This window comes from Arthrobacter sp. ISL-28, assembly GCF_018613875.1.
Lineage (GTDB): Bacteria > Actinomycetota > Actinomycetes > Actinomycetales > Micrococcaceae > Arthrobacter.
Window position 1 is genome coordinate 1 of the sequence record NZ_JAGGPJ010000043.1, and the last position, 16876, is coordinate 16876.

At 64.4% G+C, this 16876-nt stretch carries 17 protein-coding genes; 1 reads left to right on the plus strand and 16 read right to left on the minus strand.

Features of this window, described 5'->3' with window-relative positions; translation table 11 throughout:
• Window positions 1-286 precede the first annotated feature (286 nt).
• From dctA to J7E80_RS21930, 15 genes are all read right to left on the minus strand, one after another.
• Window positions 287-1720: a C4-dicarboxylate transporter DctA gene (dctA, locus tag J7E80_RS21860; protein ID WP_215054316.1), complete on the minus strand. Its 1434-nt coding sequence runs from the start codon at window positions 1718-1720 to the stop codon at window positions 287-289.
• A gap of 170 nt (window positions 1721-1890) precedes the next feature.
• On the minus strand, window positions 1891-2988 hold the full coding sequence (locus J7E80_RS21865) for a tartrate dehydrogenase (RefSeq protein WP_215054317.1): 1098 nt from the start codon (window positions 2986-2988) through the stop codon (window positions 1891-1893).
• 100 nt (window positions 2989-3088) lie between these two features.
• Window positions 3089-3976: a LysR family transcriptional regulator gene (locus tag J7E80_RS21870; protein ID WP_215054318.1), complete on the minus strand. Its 888-nt coding sequence runs from the start codon at window positions 3974-3976 to the stop codon at window positions 3089-3091.
• A 132-nt stretch (window positions 3977-4108) separates the two neighbouring features.
• Entirely contained in the window at window positions 4109-4357 is a 249-nt protein-coding gene (locus J7E80_RS21875; RefSeq protein WP_215054319.1) for a hypothetical protein, read from the minus strand.
• Window positions 4358-4642: 285 nt separating this feature from the next.
• The gene (locus J7E80_RS21880; protein WP_215054320.1) at window positions 4643-4903 is read right to left on the minus strand and encodes a hypothetical protein; all 261 of its coding nucleotides are present in this window, start codon (window positions 4901-4903) and stop codon (window positions 4643-4645) included.
• 69 nt (window positions 4904-4972) lie between these two features.
• Window positions 4973-5350: an SDR family NAD(P)-dependent oxidoreductase gene (locus J7E80_RS21885; RefSeq protein WP_215054321.1), complete on the minus strand. Its 378-nt coding sequence runs from the start codon at window positions 5348-5350 to the stop codon at window positions 4973-4975.
• Window positions 5301-5675, minus strand: coding sequence for an SDR family NAD(P)-dependent oxidoreductase (locus J7E80_RS21890; protein ID WP_215054322.1), 375 nt, complete (start codon window positions 5673-5675; stop codon window positions 5301-5303). Before J7E80_RS21890 ends, J7E80_RS21885 begins: the two co-directional genes overlap by 50 nt.
• Window positions 5675-7150, minus strand: a complete 1476-nt coding sequence (locus tag J7E80_RS21895; RefSeq protein WP_215054323.1) for a gamma-aminobutyraldehyde dehydrogenase — start codon at window positions 7148-7150, stop codon at window positions 5675-5677. Before J7E80_RS21895 ends, J7E80_RS21890 begins: the two co-directional genes overlap by 1 nt.
• A 30-nt stretch (window positions 7151-7180) precedes the next feature.
• Entirely contained in the window at window positions 7181-8245 is a 1065-nt protein-coding gene (locus J7E80_RS21900; protein ID WP_215054324.1) for a proline racemase family protein, read from the minus strand.
• The gene (locus tag J7E80_RS21905; protein ID WP_215054325.1) at window positions 8242-9156 is read right to left on the minus strand and encodes a dihydrodipicolinate synthase family protein; all 915 of its coding nucleotides are present in this window, start codon (window positions 9154-9156) and stop codon (window positions 8242-8244) included. The genes J7E80_RS21900 and J7E80_RS21905 overlap by 4 nt, the downstream gene beginning before the upstream one ends.
• A 38-nt stretch (window positions 9157-9194) precedes the next feature.
• Window positions 9195-10460 (minus strand): FAD-dependent oxidoreductase, encoded by a 1266-nt coding sequence (locus tag J7E80_RS21910; RefSeq protein ID WP_215054326.1) that lies wholly within the window; start codon window positions 10458-10460, stop codon window positions 9195-9197.
• 43 nt (window positions 10461-10503) lie between these two features.
• On the minus strand, window positions 10504-11352 hold the full coding sequence (locus tag J7E80_RS21915) for an amino acid ABC transporter ATP-binding protein (protein WP_215054327.1): 849 nt from the start codon (window positions 11350-11352) through the stop codon (window positions 10504-10506).
• Window positions 11349-12101 carry an amino acid ABC transporter permease gene (locus J7E80_RS21920; protein ID WP_215054328.1) on the minus strand — a complete coding sequence of 251 codons (753 nt, stop codon included), beginning with the start codon at window positions 12099-12101 and terminating at the stop codon, window positions 11349-11351. Before J7E80_RS21920 ends, J7E80_RS21915 begins: the two co-directional genes overlap by 4 nt.
• Before the next feature lie 18 nt (window positions 12102-12119).
• Window positions 12120-12968 carry an ABC transporter substrate-binding protein gene (locus tag J7E80_RS21925; RefSeq protein ID WP_215054329.1) on the minus strand — a complete coding sequence of 283 codons (849 nt, stop codon included), beginning with the start codon at window positions 12966-12968 and terminating at the stop codon, window positions 12120-12122.
• A gap of 260 nt (window positions 12969-13228) precedes the next feature.
• Window positions 13229-13480 carry a hypothetical protein gene (locus J7E80_RS21930; RefSeq protein WP_215054330.1) on the minus strand — a complete coding sequence of 84 codons (252 nt, stop codon included), beginning with the start codon at window positions 13478-13480 and terminating at the stop codon, window positions 13229-13231.
• Between the two features lie 153 nt (window positions 13481-13633).
• Here J7E80_RS21930 and J7E80_RS21935 point away from each other — a divergent pair, with 153 nt between their 5' ends.
• Window positions 13634-15178, plus strand: coding sequence for a CoA-acylating methylmalonate-semialdehyde dehydrogenase (locus J7E80_RS21935; protein WP_285291901.1), 1545 nt, complete (start codon window positions 13634-13636; stop codon window positions 15176-15178).
• A gap of 31 nt (window positions 15179-15209) precedes the next feature.
• Here J7E80_RS21935 and J7E80_RS21940 read toward each other — a convergent pair whose 3' ends face one another.
• On the minus strand, window positions 15210-16775 hold the full coding sequence (locus tag J7E80_RS21940; RefSeq protein ID WP_215054331.1) for a PucR family transcriptional regulator: 1566 nt from the start codon (window positions 16773-16775) through the stop codon (window positions 15210-15212).
• Window positions 16776-16876 lie beyond the last annotated feature (101 nt).

A 16876-nucleotide genomic window follows, 5' to 3' on the forward strand; every position in this document is an offset into this window, starting at 1 on the left:
ACCCCGACGAAGTCTTCGGCGACAGTCTCCAGGCACTCGGTAAAGGAAATTGCATGCAGGTCACCGATGCTGACCTGGCATTCCCAGATTTCCCGGCTATCGCCGCCGAGGGCATCCATAGGGGCCGGCGACTCGACCAAGCTGTGAGCACAGCCCAGACGTTGGCGAGCTGAACTAAAAACGTCCGCCCGGGGTGACCCCGGGCGGACGGTTCTGTTTCCTGCTGCGGATGTCAATCCGCTACAGCAGGTCTGTTCCACTGTCTTTGCCTGTTGCGTTGTGCATGTCAGACGGTTTCCGAGTAGGCGGGACGGCGGTCAGCGGACGTGGAGGGGGCGACGTCGGCGGCGTCCTCGGGTGCCGGGTCCTCGGATGGCATGGGCTCCACGGGCTCCACGGGCTCCCCGGCGAAGACGCGGCGGACACGGTCGGCGTCCAGGGTACGGTCCCACCAGGCAATAAAGAGGGTGGCAACGGCGTTGCCGGTGAAGTTCACCAGGGCCCGGCACTCGGACATGAACTTGTCGATGCCGAAGATGAGCATGATGCCGGGGGCCGGGATGGTCCCGATCGTGGTCAGGGTGGCCGTCAGGGCAATGAAGCCACCGCCGGCGACGCCCGCTGCGCCCTTGGAGGTCAGCAGCATGACCGCGAGCAGGCCCAGCTGCTGGCCGATGGTCAGGTCCGTGTTGGTGGCCTGGGCGATATAGAGGGCGGCCAGCGAGAGGTAGATGGCGGCGCCGTCGAGGTTGAAGCTGTAGCCGGTCGGGACGACGAGGCCGACGGTTTCCTTCTTCACGCCGGCGTGCTCGAGCTTGCGCATCAGCCCGGGCAGGGCCGGTTCGGCCGTCGACGTGCCCAGGATGAGCATGTACTCCTCTTTGAGGTGGCGGATCATCTTGAAGATGTTCAGCTTCAGGAAGGCCGTGATGGATCCGAGCACGACCACGACGAAGAGGATGGAGGTGATGTAGAAGAGTGCGATCAGCCCGCCCATGCTGGTAAGGGAGGAGACGCCGTACTTGCCGACCGCGAAGGCCATCGCGCCGAAGGCGCCGAGCGGGGCGGCCTTCATGATGAAGCTCAGGATCTTGAACATGACCCCGGTCAGGCGCTGCACGCCGTCCAGTACGGGGGCACCGACTTTGCCCATCGCGTTCAGGGCGATGCCGAAGACGACGGCGATGAATATGATCTGGAGGATGTCGCCTTCGACGAAGGGGCCGACGATGCTGTTGGGGATGATATGGGTGAGGAACTGCCACCATTCCTGGTTCGCGCCGGCGTCGATGAGCTTGGCCGCCGATTCGGAGGTTTCGATCGAATCGGCGTCGGCGTTGACGCCGTCGCCGAGGCGGAAGACGTTGATGGCGACCAGGCCGAAGATCATGGCAAAGATCGTGCCGATCTGGAAGTAGGTCAGCGCCTTCAGCCCGGTCATGCCGACCTTTTTCAGGTCCGCGACACTGGCGATGCCGCCCACAATCGTCAGGAACACGATCGGCCCGATGAGCATCTTCATTGAGTTGACGAAGGTGGTGCCGATGGGTTCCATGGCGATGCCGGCGGTCGGTGCGAGCCAGCCAACCAGAATGCCCAGGAGAATGGCGGTCAGCACCCAGAAGTACAGTTGCCTGTACCAACGCGTCTTCGGGGCCGCTTTCTTAGCTAACTGCGTCTTGGCTGGGGCAGCCGCGCCGGCGGTGGTGATGTGATCCATGATTCCTACCTCGTTGTGGAATGTCGCTGGAAGGTGCTTGATGAAAAGGCATGACTGAATGGGAGCATGACGGAGTGGACCGCGGCGGTATTCTGCACCGCCGTCCAGTCCGGGTCGTCTGTTGACGCCGAGGGGCCGGCTGTCTGCGATCTGGCTAGGGGGCGTTCTGGTTAGACGGGCGCCAGGGTGTGGCTCAGGGCCTCGATGATCGCGTCGGTGACGTCATCGGTGTTGGCTTCGCCGCCGACGTCGCGGGTCAGGTACCCGGCCGCGGTAGTCTGCTCAATGGCAGCTTCGACCTGACGGGCTTCGGCGTGCAGGCCGAAGTGGTCAAGCATCAGCGCCGCACTGGCGATCGCGCCGATCGGGTTGCTGATGCCCTTGCCGGCGATGTCCGGCGCGGAGCCGTGGACCGGTTCGAACATGGACGGGAAGCGCCGCTCGGGGTTCAGGTTTGCGCTGGCGGCAAGTCCAAGGCTGCCGGCCAGTGCCGAGCCCAGATCCGAAAGGATGTCAGCGTTCAGGTTCGAGGCGACGACGACGGAGAGGTCTTCGGGGTGCAGGATGAACTTCGCGCTCATCGCGTCCACCAGGACGCTTTCGGTCTGCACGTCCGGGTAGTCCAGGGCGACGCGGTTGAAGACTTCGTCCCACAGGACCATGCCGTACTGCTGCGCGTTGGACTTGGTCACCGAGGAAACCTTCTTCACGGTGCGCGTCCGGGCCAGATCGAACGCGAAGCGCATGATCCGCTCGCAGCCCTTTTCGGTGAACAGCGCGGTCTGCAGGGCCACCTCGTTGCCCGGTCCGCGGCCGCTGAGGTTCCGTCCGCCCAGGCCGGCGTACTCGCCTTCGCTGTTTTCGCGGACAACGACCCAGTCAAGCTCGGTGTTGTCTGCCTTACGCAGCGGTGACTGGATGCCGGGGAGGAACTTCACCGGGCGAATGTTGGCCCACTGGTCGAAGTTCTGGGTGATGTTTAGGCGCAGGCCCCAGAGGCTGATGTGGTCCGGGACGTTTTCCCAGCCGACGGCGCCGAAGTAGATGGCATCGAAATCCTTCAGGGTCTCCAGGCCGTTGGGGTCCATCATCTGGCCCGTCTTTTCGTAGTAGCCGCAGCCCCACGGAAACTCGGTCCAGTCAAAGACGAACTTGCCGCCGGAGTTCTCGGCCAGGGCATCCAGGACGCGGCGGCCCGCGGAGACGACTTCCTTGCCAACCCCGTCTGCGGGGATTGAAGCAATGCTGAATTTCTGGGTGGCGCTCATGTGCCGATCTCCTCGTTGAGTGTGTTCTATATCCTCCATCGATTGCTCCAATAACGCCCTTTTGAGCGCCCAAAAGGGCGTTATTGGAGCACTCGACGCGTTAGCTTTCGGTATGTCCAGCGGCCACTTCCAAGAAGGCCCGGGCCGCAGGTGTCAGGTCTTCCTTACGGCTCAGGATCGCAACGTTCAGGTGGGAGACGGGCTCGATGAGCAGGGTACGGAGCCCTGACTTGTGCGCCAGCGGTGCCCAGGACGACGGCATCACCGCGTGTCCGACACCTGCCAGCACCAGCGGCAGGATAGAGGTCCGGTGCGCCGCTTCGACGATGATTTCGGTGTTGACGCCGTGCGCCAACGCGTCATCGACCAGCCAGCGCATCAGGGATCCGCGCTGGCTGGCGATCAGTCGGTGACCGCCCAGGTCTTCCCGCTGAATGGACTGGCCGGGACCGAAGGTATCGGCCTGGGGGTTGACGATGAGGATCAGCGGTTGGCGTTCGAGGTCCAAGACCTGGACGCCCGGCACCCGGATGGGCGTGGGAGAGCCCGCCAGCCCGATCTCAGTGCTGCCCGTTCGGACGGATTCGATGACTTCCTCGGGGGTGAAGGCAGCGCCGACATTCAGGCGGACCGAGGGGTGCAGCCGAGTGAAGCCGGCGATCATTGCGGTCAGCGGCTCGATGCCGGGCGAGGGCATGGTGATGATATCCAGCCGGCCGCTGTGCACGCCGCGGAGGGCCTGGACTGCGGACTGCGCCGCATCAAGGTCGCGCATCACCAGCCGGGCAGGGCCGACGAGTTCCTTGCCGGCTTCGCTGAGGACAGCCCGGCGGCCAATGCGGTGGAAGAGCGGCAGGCCCAGGTCCTTTTCCAGGCTGGCGATGGTCTGTGAGAGCGAGGGCTGGGCGATGAGCAAATGTTCCGCCGCCCTGCTGAATCCGTCGTGGTCAACTACCGCCAGAAAGTACTTGAGCTTTCGCGTATCCATGCCAGTTCCTTCACCGGTCCGATCCTCGGGCTCCCGCGCGGGCAGGTGTCAGCCAGGAAAGAACCAAGCATGCTGCGCCGAAGCACAGATAGCCTACGCCTATCAGGCCCGTCGCAGCATCGACGAGCATGGTCAGTGCGGCGCCAGGTGTCGGGTGGTTCCGTGCCGGTGGAGTTTTTCCATCAAACTCCGGAACAGGGTGCTGAGGCTTCCGAACAGCCCAACCGCCGCGAGTTTGAGGACGAAAATCACCACTTGGATGGCGCCTCCGAGGAGCAGGAGCAGTGCCATGATGATGAGAGTGGGCAAAAACATGAGAAGAACGGCGCCCATTGTCGCTAAATACGCAAGGGCATAGGTGACGAGGGTTGACTGGTCCATTGGGTTCCCTGAACGGCCGGGTAGGCTCCGGCGCCTGCTGCGGTCTCCCCGTTGCAGCTGTGGGTGGTGTGGCCTGTCTTGTTTGCCGGGCCACGATGTGGACACGATCCACCTCGCTGCAGGCGCACGTTTGGGTATGGGGTCCTTTGCAATGCGCGTGAGGTGCGCTGATCCTGTCCGGATTGGGTTAGCCGTGGAATGCTGCTCGTGATCCCGACTGGCCCCCTTCGTCGATTCTCGTCGCGGTGACGCTGCTGCACCTGCCGATGTGGAATTTTTATAACATCATCCAGGTGTCCGGGCAAGAGGTTCCTGCTGTGCCGTCACGCGGTAGTGGAAGCCTGTGCGGTCTTCTGTTGCCCACGCCTCGTAGAACTCTGCCTTTTCGTACAGCCTCCGGTTCTGCGCCGGAGGCTGTAGCCAGAGAATGGCGCCGTCGTCGGTGACGGCATCCACGTGGCCGGTGGAGAGGGGGAGCCCGTGTTGCCGGATCTCGATGCTGGCTCCGACCAGGAGGGTCCAGTCGTTGATGCGCCTGAGGTCCATGGGATGAGATCTTCCTTTGGCGTGGATGGGTTGGACTGTGTTTTCAGTCGGATTGTGTTTTTCAGGTGTTCAGCGCACGTAGTCGGCACCAGTGATGTCGATGGTGGCGCCAGTGGTATGGCGTGATCGGCCGGACGCGAGGAAGGTGATGACTTCCGCGACGTCCTGCGGCGGCGTAATCTCCCCCAGAGGCAGACCACGGAGCCGTTCTGAATCGTGTGTGAGATGTGAAGCGATCCCTGTACCCACCCAGCTCGGGGCGAAGGCGTAGGCCAGGATTTTGTTCCGGCCGAACCCCCGGGCTATGCCCTTGGTCAGGGCGAGCAGCCCGCCTTTGGCGGCGCCGTACGCCAGATGTTCTGCATCGTCTCCGCGGTGAGAGGAGCGGCTGGCGACGTTAACAATGATGCCGCCGTCGTGCCGCTGGTAGTGGAGGATCGCTTCCAAGCGAGAGCAGATCGCCGCGGCGGTTGATGCCGGCGTTGTTGGCGAGCACGTCGATGCGGCCGCGGCTCTCCATAACCTCGTCAACGATGGTCCTGCAGGCGGCGGAGTCGGCCAGGTCAAAGGCTTTCGCTTCGGCACTGTTCCCTGCTGCCTGAAGGTCAGAGACGAAACGGTTCGCGGCATCAGCATTGACATCGCACACGACCACGTAGGCGCCTTCGGCTGCGAGCCGGGCACTGATGGCAGATCCGATGCCTCCGGCGGCGCCGGTGACGAGGGCGGTCTTGCCCTCGAACCGGCGCGCCGACGGCTGCGGGATGTTCATCACCGGGTGGCGGTGAAGATGGTGCGGTGCCAGTCCTTCTCGGCTGCGCCGGTGCGGTCATACATGACGTGCTTGACTACGGTGTATTCGTCCATTGAGTAGGTCGACATGTCCTTGCCGAAGCCGGATTCCTTCATTCCGCCGTGGGGCATTTCGCTGATGATCGGGATGTGATCGTTGACCCAGACGCAGCCGGAGCGGATCTCGCTGGTGGCGCGGAGGGCACGGTAGACGTCTTTGGTCCAGGCGGAGGCTGCGAGCCCGTAGGGGGTGTCGTTGGCCAGGCGGATGCCTTCGTCGTCGCCGTCGAAAGGCATGGCGGCGAGGACGGGTCCGAAGACCTCGTCCCGGACGATCTCGCTGTCCGGGGAGGCGTCGGCGACGAGGGTCGGCGCGTAGTAGGAGCCGGTGGCGAGGTCGCCGTCGGGGATCCCGCCGCCTAGGACGCGCGCGTAGCCGCGGGCACGGTCGACCATGCCGGCGACCTTGTCGCGGTGGTCCATGGAGATCAGGGGGCCAAGGTCCGTGTCCGGGTCCTGGGTCGGGCCGAGCCGGACCTTGGTGTAGAGCTCGGCGACGCCGTCCACGAAGTCCTTGTACAGGGAGCGGTGCACGATGGCGCGGGTCGCGGCGGTGCAGTCCTGGCCGCTGTTGATCAGGCTCCCGGCGACGGCACCCTGGATGGCGGCGTCGAGGTCGGCATCGTCGAACACGAGGAAGGGGGCTTTGCCGCCGAGTTCCAGGTGGACCCGCTTGGCCGTGGTGGCGGCGGCTTCCATGACGAGGCGTCCGACGGGGGTGGAGCCGGTGAAGGAGAGCATGTCGACGTCGGGATGGCGCATCAGTTCTGCTCCCGCGGTGGAGCCGCGGCCGGTGATGACGTTGATGACGCCGTCGGGGATCCCGGCCTCGGTGGCGGCCTCGGCGAAGAGGATGCTCGTCAGGGGGGTGATCTCGGCGGGTTTGAGCACGATGGTGTTCCCTGCCGCGATGGCGGGCAGGATCTTCCAGGCGGCCATTTGCAGCGGGTAGTTCCAGGGGGAGATGGAACCGATGACGCCGATCGGCTCGCGGCGGATGGAGGAGGTGTGGTCCGGGGAGTACTCGGCGGTGGCCTTGCCCTCGAGGTTGCGGGCGGCTCCCGCGAAGAAGGCGACATTGTCGATGGTTCCCGGGACGTCGAACTCCCGGGTGAGGCGGATGGGCTTTCCTGCTTGGCGGCTTTCCAGCTGTGCGATTTCTTCGGCGCGGCTTTCGAGCACGGCCGCGAACTTCGTCAGCAAGCTTGAGCGCTCGCCGGGTGTGGCGCGTGACCAGGACGGGAAGGTGTCTCGGGCTGCCTGCACAGCAAGCTTCACGTCGTCGCTGCCCGCCAATGTTACGGTGGCGACGGTCGACCCGTTGGAGGGGTCAATGACGTCGGAGGTCTGTCCGGAGACGCTGTCGCGAAGGATGCCGTTGATGAACTGGCTCACAAGATCCTGCTTTCGTGGAGTTGCCGGCTACTAGGACTGGGGTGCCCAGATGTCGCCGAGGGTGTATCCGGTCTGGAAGGGGTCGTTCTCGTCGAGGACCCACTGGGTGTGCCCGGTGATCCAGGCACGGCCGGTGATGGTTGGCAGCACTGCAGCGTGATCCGCCACCGTGGTGGTGCCGGTAAGGCGGCCAACGAATTCGCTGCCGATGATGCTGCGGTGGACGAAGTCCTCGTTCAGGCCGAGCTGCCCGCGGGCGTGCAGCGCGGCCATGCGTGCGCTCGTTCCGGTGCCGCACGGCGACCGGTCCAGCGCTCCGGTCCACGTTGACGGATCCTCCGGCAGGAGCCGGCCGTTGTTCAGCACCACGGTGTTGCGGTCCTGGCGTCCGGGGACCCGGTCGCCGGTGTGCAGCATGACGAGGTTGATGCCGTTGATGTCGGAGTTGAGTGGATGCTCCACCTTGACTTGCTCAAGCGCGGCCATCTTGATCAGTGCCCCCGCCCGGGCGAGCTCGCGTCCCTTGTCCGGGTCCAGCTCGAGGCCGCAGTCGGCGACCCTTGCCTGGGCGAAGAACTGGCCGCCGAAGACGATGTCCACCGGGATGGTGCCGAGCTCGGGCACCTCCAGGGGAAAATCGAGCTCCACAACATACGCGGGCACGTTGACCACCGTGACGGAGAGGACTTTGCTTCCCTCGACGTTGGCCACCGCCTTGACGGTGCCGACGGCCGTGTCGATGGTGACCTGCACTTCGGGTCCGGTGATCGGGACCAGCCCGGTTTCCAAGGCGGCGGTGACCGCACAGATGGTGTTTGAGCCTGACATCGGGGTGAAGCCGCCCTGTTCGAGGACGACGATCCCGAAGTCGGAACCGGGGTTGACCGGCGGCAGGATGAGCACTGAGCACAGCCCGGGATAGCCGCGTGGCTCGTGAAGCATCAGGCGCCGCAGCCAGTCGAGGTTGTCCCTGCAGTAGGCCAGCCGCTCGGCCATGGTGTCGCCCAGGACGAGCCCGGCGGCGGATGTCAGGATCCGTCCGGGCTCGCCCTCGGCGTGTACCTCGATGGCGTCAAGCCACAGCTTGTTGGTCATGCCGACGCCGGGATCACTCCGGCTTTGCGCAGGATGTGGGCGAAGCGGTCGCGGTCGGCCTGGGCCAGCGGCTGGATGGGGAAGCGGGCCGGACCAACCGGGTGGCCGGTGAGCTCGAGGCCGGCCTTGATGCCGGCGACATAGTTGACGGACTCCAGGAAGTCGCTGATCGCCCACAGGTGCTTCCACTGTTCACGGGCACGGGCGAGGTCACCCTTTTCGGCGAGGGTTTCCCAGAACTCGACGGCGAGTTCGGGCACGACGCCGGCCGTTCCCCAGACCGATGCCTCGGCGCCGCTGGCGATGCCGAAGAAGGTCAGGGTGTCCCAGCCGTTGAACGCCTTGATGCTGTCGGTGCGGGAGGCGAGCAGCTCTGCCAGGCCGATGGCGTCATCGGAGGTGTTCTTGATGTAGTTGATGCCCTCGATTTCGCCCAGTTCTGCCAGCTCGGCGGCGGTGAGCCTGATGCCGGTGGCGCCGGGGACGTTGTAGTACACCACGGGGATGGAGATGGACCCGGCAACGGCGCTCAGGAATGCCTTCAGGGTGGTGAAGTCCAGCGGGTCGTAGAACGGCGGCACCAGCATGATCGCGTCGGCCCCGACCTTTTCGGCGTGCTGGGCCAGATCGATCGCGCCCTGGGTGGACAGTGCGCCAATGCCTGCGATGACCGGCACCCGGCCTGCGGCGCTCTCGACGTAGAGCTCGATGACCCGGCGGTACTCTTCGGGGGAAAGAGTGGTGAATTCACCGGTGGTGCCGGTGGGTACCAGGCCGTGGATGCCTGCTGCGACGAGCCGGTCGACTTGGGCGCGCAGGGTCGGTTCGTCAATGGCGGATGCGTCGCTGGTGAAAGGGGTGGTGACGGCGGCGAGGATTCCGCGGAGCTCGACCTTGGTGTGTGTGGACATGGTGTTTCCTTTCGAGATTTTTGTGGATGTCTAAGGGGTCAGGCGACGGGCTGCGGCGTGGGCCGCGCTCCGCCCCGGAACCGGGCAGAAGTGAAGGGGGCCAGGACGGGGGACTGCTTGCCGTGCAGGACCAGGTCTGTCAGTGCGGCCGCAGTGCCGGGCGCCAGCGTGACGCCCATCATTCCGTGGCCGGTGGAGACGTAAGCGTTCTGCAGGTGTCCGAGGTGACCTATGACCGGCAAACCGTCCGGAGTCATGGGCCGCATGCCGGCCATCGGCGTTGGCTTCGTGGCGGGCGGTTCCCAGCCGCGGAAGTATTTGCCTGGGGCGCGCATGATGGCATCGACCCGAACCTGGTTGACCTTCTCGTCCAGTCCGCCGAATTCCATGGTGCCGGCAAGGCGGAGGCGGTCGTTGAAGGGGGTGACTGCAACTTTAGCGTCCCAGAGATTGACCGCGCTGCGCAGGCGGAGCGCGGGAACTTCAACGCTGTAGCCCTTGCCGGGGCGCACGGGAAGGGGCACGCCGAATTGCTTCGACAGGTTCCCGCTCCAGGCGCCAGCAGCAAGGATGAAGCTGTCAGCGGTGTAGCGGTTGCCGCCGCTGTGCACGGTGGTGACCCGGTTGCCGTTCAGCTCAACTGCGTCGATCGGCGAGTTCTCGACGATCCGGACGCCCATCGCGACCAGCCTGCGGTGCAGTGCCGCTGTCATGGCTCCCGGATCGACGTGCCGCTCTTGCGGGAAGTAGATTCCGCCAAGGACTCCGTCGGTGAGCAGTGGCTCCTGCTCGTGCACAGCATCCCGGTTGAGCACGCGCGGCTGGCGTCCGTACTGCGACGCCAGGTCCAGGTTGTCGATGTGGTGGTCGAAGTTGTCCTGCTCCATGAACGCCATCAGCAGACCGTCCGTGTGCATCTCGAAGTCCATGCCGTCTGCCCGGTACTCATCGAAGATCTGGAGCGTGTCGGCGGCGAGGCGGAGATGGCCCTCGAATCCTGCGCGCTGGTCACGCGAGTTGGACTTGCGCCACATGCCGAGCATGAACCGCACGAACGACGGATCGAGGGAAGGGCGGATGTAGAGCGGGCTGTCCGGCCGGAGCATCCACTTCATGGATTTGAGTACGACGCCGGGTCCCGGCACGGGTGCCGATTCCGCCGGACAAATCCATCCGGCGTTGACCTTCGAGGCGCCCAGGCCTGTTCCCCTGGCATCAACGACTGTCACCTCCGCGCCCTCCCGGGCGAGGTGGTAGGCCTGGGTTAACCCGATCACCCCGCCTCCGATTACTACGGTGTGCACAAATGATCCTTTCTAGGGTAATTCTCTGCCCGGTGATGCCGGTTCAGAAGCGGACGGCGTCAACGAACTTCTGCAGGTCCGGGTTGTCGCAGTTTTCGAAGGCCATTTCAGGGGTGGTGTTGACGGCGATTTCACCGTTATGGAAGAACACGACCCGGTCGGCTGCCTTGGAGGCGAAGGCCATGTCGTGGGTAACGAGGGCCACGGCGATGCCGTCTTCTTCCTTGAGGCGGCGCAGCACGTCCAGCACTTCTGCTGCCACGGGCGGGTCGAGGGCTGAGGTGATCTCGTCGCACAGGATCAGCTTGGGCTTCATCATCAGTGCGCGGGCGATGGCGACGCGCTGCCTTTCACCGCCGGAGAGCTGCGTGGAGCGGCTGAGGATGTGGTGCTTCATGCCGACTTCATCCAGAGCAGCTTCTGCGCGGTCGCGTGCCTCGGAGGCGGCCATGCCCCTGGTCTTGCGGGGGGCAAGCGTCATGTTGTCAAGAACATTCATGTGCGGCCACAGGGTGTAGGCCTGAAACACCATGCCGACCTCGGAGCTGACGGCGCCCCAGTCCTTCGTCCGCTTCTTGTCAGCGAACACGGTCTTGCCGTCAAAGGTGATGACGCCGTCGTCGGGATCCGTGAGCCCTGCCAGGGCGCGCAGCAGGGTGGACTTTCCCGACCCGCTCTTGCCGATGATGACGGTGATGTCGCCGATGCGCATGTCGAAATCGACGTTCTTGAGGATGGCGCGGTCGTGGAAGCTCTTCTGCAGGCCGCGTGCGGACACGAGGACCTGGCCAGTACCGGTGGAAACCGGGGCGTGGACCGGTGTGGTCATCTGGGTCCCTTTCTGCTGGAGATCGGTGGAGCGGGCGGGAGCGGGGGTGCTGTGCCGGCTCATGACGCAGCCACCTTGGTGGCGGCCACCTTGGTGCCGGGCATCATGCGGGCCAGCAGGCTCGGGCCGGGCTTGAAGCCCGGGCCGGACGTGTTCTGCATGCGCCGCTCAATCGCGCTGGTGATCAGGGAGACCGGGAAGGCGATAGCGAAGTAGATGAACGCGGCGAGGGTGAAGATTTCCAGAGCGCGGTAGTTCTGGGCAGAGATGGTGTTGGAGATGAACATCAGGTCGGCTACCGCGATAGTGGAGACCAGCGCAGTGTCCTTGAACAGGGAGATGTTCAGGGACAGGATGACGGGAAGCTGCTGGCGCATGGCCTGGGGGACGATGATGTAGCGAAGCTGCTGGAAGCGGCTGAGCTGCAGCATGCGGCCCGCTTCGACCTGCTCAACCGGCACCGACTGGAAGCCGCTGCGGTAGGTCTCGGCCATGAACGCCGTGAGGTTCGCCGTCAAAGCGATCACGGCTGAAGCGTATCCGGGCAGGGTCACACCCGTCAGCGCGGGCAGGGCGTAAAAGATCCAGAACAGCTGCACCAGCAGCGGGGTGCACCGGAAAATTTCGATGTAGCCCTGGGCGGTCCAGCGGATCACCTCGATCTTGGACATCCGGCCAACCGCGACCGGGATGGCCAGGATCATGCTGATCACGATCGTGATGACGGTGATCTGGAGCGTCACTCCCAAACCCTGGATCATGCTGGGCAAGGCCCGGCCGACTACGTCCCAATCAAAGATGTATCCATTCATGACGTTCTCCTAACGGAGCTAGTTCTTCCGAAGGTCGCCGAGGTTGTCGATTTCGACGTAGTTGACCTTGGCGTATGCCTGTGCCAGCTCTCCGCTCTTCTGCGCGCGTTCAATCGCGATGTTCACGATCTGCAGAGACCGGGGGTCAATGGTGGCCGGCACACCGTAGGCAGCGGAAGCGGAGTAGATGTCAGGGGTGGGCACCACGATCTTCAGGGACTTGTCCGCCTGCGCCTGCGACTCCGCGGTGGGCAGATCGGTGAATTCAGCGATGGCCCGTCCAGCGTTGACGGAAGAGATGGCATTTGCGTAGTTGTCCACGGACATGATCTTCGAGGTGTGGCCCTGCAGTGCCTTTTCCGGGGCCGAACCCTGCGCGGCGGTGACCTGACCACCGTTCTTGATGATCTCCTCCGCGGTCTTGAACGGCGAGGTGTCCTTCACCACGAACACGCCCTGGTACTGGTACACGGGGTCCGTGAAGCCGATGGCCAGGGAGCGTTCCACCGTGTAATCCAGGTTCGCCGCGAAATCGTAGCGGTTGGCCTGAAGACCGGCCACGATGTTCTTCCACTCCGCGGGGACCGGAACGAGCTTGACGCCGAGCTGCTTCGCCAGCTCCCGAAGCGGAATGAGGTTCGGGCCACCCAGCGTGCCGTCAGCCTCCTGCACAGTCATCGGCGGAGCGATGGCCACACCAACGCGAAGCTCACCGCGCTTCTTGATCTCGTCAATGAAGGTGCCTTGCGCCGCGCTTGTCGAGGCGCTGGCGGAGTTTGTCCGGAAGCCCGAGCCAATGTATCCGCCGGCGATGGAAACAAGAATCACGGCGAGGATCGCTAGGACTACTTTGCTTGTCTTGGTCATGATGCGCTCTCTTTGAGTTTCGGTTCCCGGGCTGCTCGGCGCTTACGCCGGGAACCGTCCGGAAGAACTTGCGAATGGTTCTGGGAATCTTGCGATGTCGTCAGGGTCGGGGCTTACGCCTCTGGAGGGTCGATTGCCTGGTGTGAACCTCGTTGTTTTATTGTCAGGCAATTTGTCTGCAAGCAACGCTACTACTGTGAGCTGCCCCACGTCTAGTCCCCGCAGGATCTCGAGCGTCATAAAGCCCCGACGGTCGTCGTTCAGGCGGGGGAGAGGCTTCGGCTTGATGCCTGGCGCGCAGAATCTTCCGGCATTTTGTCGGTGGCGGCCCGCAGCCACACGGTCGGTTGGCCATTGAGGGCCGGCATCAGGCTTCCCTCGCTGAGATACCGCCAGGGCTCCGGGCTGCCCTGGGGAATCCACCAACCCGTTGCGGGGCAGTGTTCCCCGGTGCTGGTGGCGGCTGCGGCGTTTCGGTGGATGGAGCGGGGCAGCGGCGATCTGCGTTTCATGATTCTCCTTGGGAAGGTGTGCGGTGCTCGCGGTAACTCAAGCTAGGACCGGCGGGGAGGCTGGCAGTGATGGCCATTTGTTGGAAACTGGATCAAAGAACCGACATATGTAGAACGGCAAAGGTCCCCCTCCCGCCGTACGCTGGCTTCCAGATGATTTCCATCGCCCCAGCACCCAAGAAAGAGAAGACTGTGTCTGATAACACCGAACTGCAGGTTGTCCCGCACTGGATCGGCGGCCAGGAAGTACCTTCCTCCGGCGACCGCACCGCGCCGGTCTTTGACCCGGCCCTCGGCAAGGAAACGAAGCTTGTCGGCCTTGGTTCCGCCGAGGACATCGAGACGGCAATCTCCTCCGCCTCCAAGGCGTTTCCGGCATGGCGGGACCTTTCGATCACCAAGCGCCAGCAGATCATTTTCCGGTTCCGGGAGCTGCTCAACGAGCGCAAGGGCGAACTGGCCGAGATCATCACCGCCGAGCACGGCAAGGTGCTTTCTGATGCCCTGGGCGAAATCACCCGCGGCCAGGAGGTGGTGGAACTCGCCACCGGTTTCCCCCACCTGATCAAGGGTGAGCACTCTGAAAACGTCTCCAGCGGCGTGGACGTGTACTCCACCAAGTCCCCGCTCGGCGTTGTTGGAATCATCAGCCCCTTCAACTTTCCGGCGATGGTTCCGCTGTGGTTCCTTCCGATCGCCATCGCCGCAGGCAACACTGTTGTCCTGAAGCCCAGCGAAAAAGACCCGACGGCGGCCAACTGGCTCGCAGCGCTGTTCACCGAGGCCGGCCTGCCGGACGGCGTCTTCAACGTCCTCCACGGCGACAAGGAGGCCGTCGACGGCCTGCTGGAACACCCCGACGTGAAGGCAATCTCCTTCGTCGGCTCCACCCCGATCGCGCAGTACATCTATGAAACCGCAGCCCGGAACGGCAAGCGGGTCCAAGCCCTGGGCGGTGCCAAGAACCACATGCTGGTCCTGCCCGACGCCGACCTCGACCTGACTGCCGACGCCGCCATCAACGCCGGCTTCGGTTCCGCCGGTGAGCGCTGCATGGCCATCAGTGTGGTCGTCGCCGTCGAACCCGTTGCCGACGAGCTCATCGAAAAGATCACCTCGCGCATGTCGACGCTGCGCATCGGCGACGGCCGCCGCAACTGCGACATGGGCCCGCTGGTCACCAAGCAGCACCGGGACAAGGTCGCCTCGTACATCGAGCTCGCAGAGACCGACGGCGCCAAGATCGTCGTCGACGGCCGGAACATCAGCGTGGACGGCGACGAGAACGGCTTCTGGCTCGGCCCGACCCTGATCGACGACGTCCCCGTCACCTCACGCGTGTACCAGGAAGAGATCTTCGGCCCCGTGCTGGCCGTGGTCCGCGTCCGCAGCTATGAAGAAGGCCTGCACCTGATCAACTCCGGCGCCTTCGGCAACGGCACCGCGATCTTCACCAACGACGGCGGCGCAGCCCGCCGCTTCCAGAGCGAGGTGGAGGTGGGCATGGTCGGCATCAACGTGCCCATTCCGGTCCCCGTGGCCTACTACTCCTTCGGCGGCTTCAAGGACTCCATCTTCGGCAGCTCCAAGGCCTACGGACTGCAGGGCTTCCAGTTCTTCACCCGCGAGAAGGCCATCACGTCCCGTTGGCTTGACCCGAGCCACGGCGGAATCAACCTGGGCTTCCCCCAGAACTAATCAAGGATGCTGTCAGGGGCGGCCGGAGCGTTCAGCGCTCCGGCCGCCCTCTGTCGTCTCCAGGAACTGCAGCCATGTCCAAAAACTGCAGTGCCGCGAACAGTTCAAGCCGGTCCCGCAGTCCGTCCAGATTGAGTCCGAGGATGTTGCCGGCGGCGTCAATGCGGTTCCGCAGCGTATGCCGGTGCACCCCCAGCTGCCGGGCGGTGTGGTCCCACACGCAGTTGTTCGTCAGCCAGGCCGCGACGGTCGGCAGCAGCTGGGTCTGTTCCGCTTCGTCGTGCCTGGCCAGCGGCTCCAGCAGCCGCCGGGCCACGGATTCGGCTTCCTCCCGCCGCAGCAAACCGAGCATCCCGCCGTCGGCCACTTCCGAGAAGTCCAGCAGCGGCCGGGACAGCTCGCCTGCCCTCTGCAGGGCGCGCTCGCCCTCTTTCAATGCCTGCGCCAGCCCCGGGAAGTCCGTGGGTGCCGAGGTTCCGGCCGTGGCTCCGTATCGGCCCAGCAGGGCCGCAACCTTCTGCTGATGGACCGGATTGGCCAGGATCACCACGTTCTCATTCCGCTGGGCATAAAAGACCGCGCCGCGGTGGTCATCGGAGAGCAATTCAAGGGCCTCCAGCAGGTTCTGCCCCTGGCGGGGAGGCCGGGCTGCTGTCACAATCAGGGGTTCAGCCGGCAGGCGGCCCCACACCTGCCGTGCCGTCCGGGCAGCCACGTCAGTGCTTCCGGAGAGCAGCTGCTCAAACACCCCCGAGCGCAGGTGCCGGCGCGCAGTATCGAGCGTCCGGGTCTGTTCCAGGGCCAGGCTGGCCAGGGCGATCACACTGTTGATGATGTCTGTTCTGGCAGGATCCAGCGGCTCAATTGCCCCAAGAACCAGCACGCCGCGGAGGTTGTGGCGCCGCCCCAAAGTCTGCAGGGTGATCTGCTGGCCCTCAACTGTCAACTGCGCAACGGATCGGGCGCCCTGATCCAGAGCCCGCCGGACCGCCCCTTCCACAGACGGCATCAGGTCAGAGGGCACCGGCCGGTTATTCGGCATTAGGATGTGGTTGCCCGCGGCGTCGAACAGGGCAACCCAGCCTTGAAGCTGGCGTTCCAGTTCCGCAAGAATCGAACGGAGTCCGTCCGGGCGCAGGGCGGCGCGCGCTATCGACCGTTGAGCCTGCAGCGACCATTCAGCCCTGGCGTTTTGCTCCCTGGCCAGCCAGTCCGCCACGAACCGGATGACCGCGATGAACGGGGTCCTGTCCGGCACTTCGAGGAGCGGCAGGCCCTGTTCGCTGCAGGCGGATTCAAGTCCTCCGGGCAGGGCTCCGTGGATGACCTGCGTGGCGAAGCCCAGACCGGAAATCCCATGGTCCACTAAACGGCGCACGTAGTCCCGGTACACATCGCCGCCCCCATCGCTGATCGGAAACTGTGTCCCGTCAGTCAGCAGCAGCTGCCCCGGATCCAGGAACGGGGTGGGGTCGTCCAGGTCCGAGCTGTGCACCCAGGAAACAGTCGTATCGAGTGCTTTGCTGTCCCGCTCGGGAACAACAAGCCGCAGGTTCAAGCCAGGGTTGTGCAGCAACGTGTTGATGGTCGGCGGCACTTTACCTATCCTCTGACAAACGGTCGATCCTCATAGACCCGAGTATACAAATGTCTAAGGACTCGGGAGTGTCTCGGGGCCGATCATAAAAGGGATCCCAC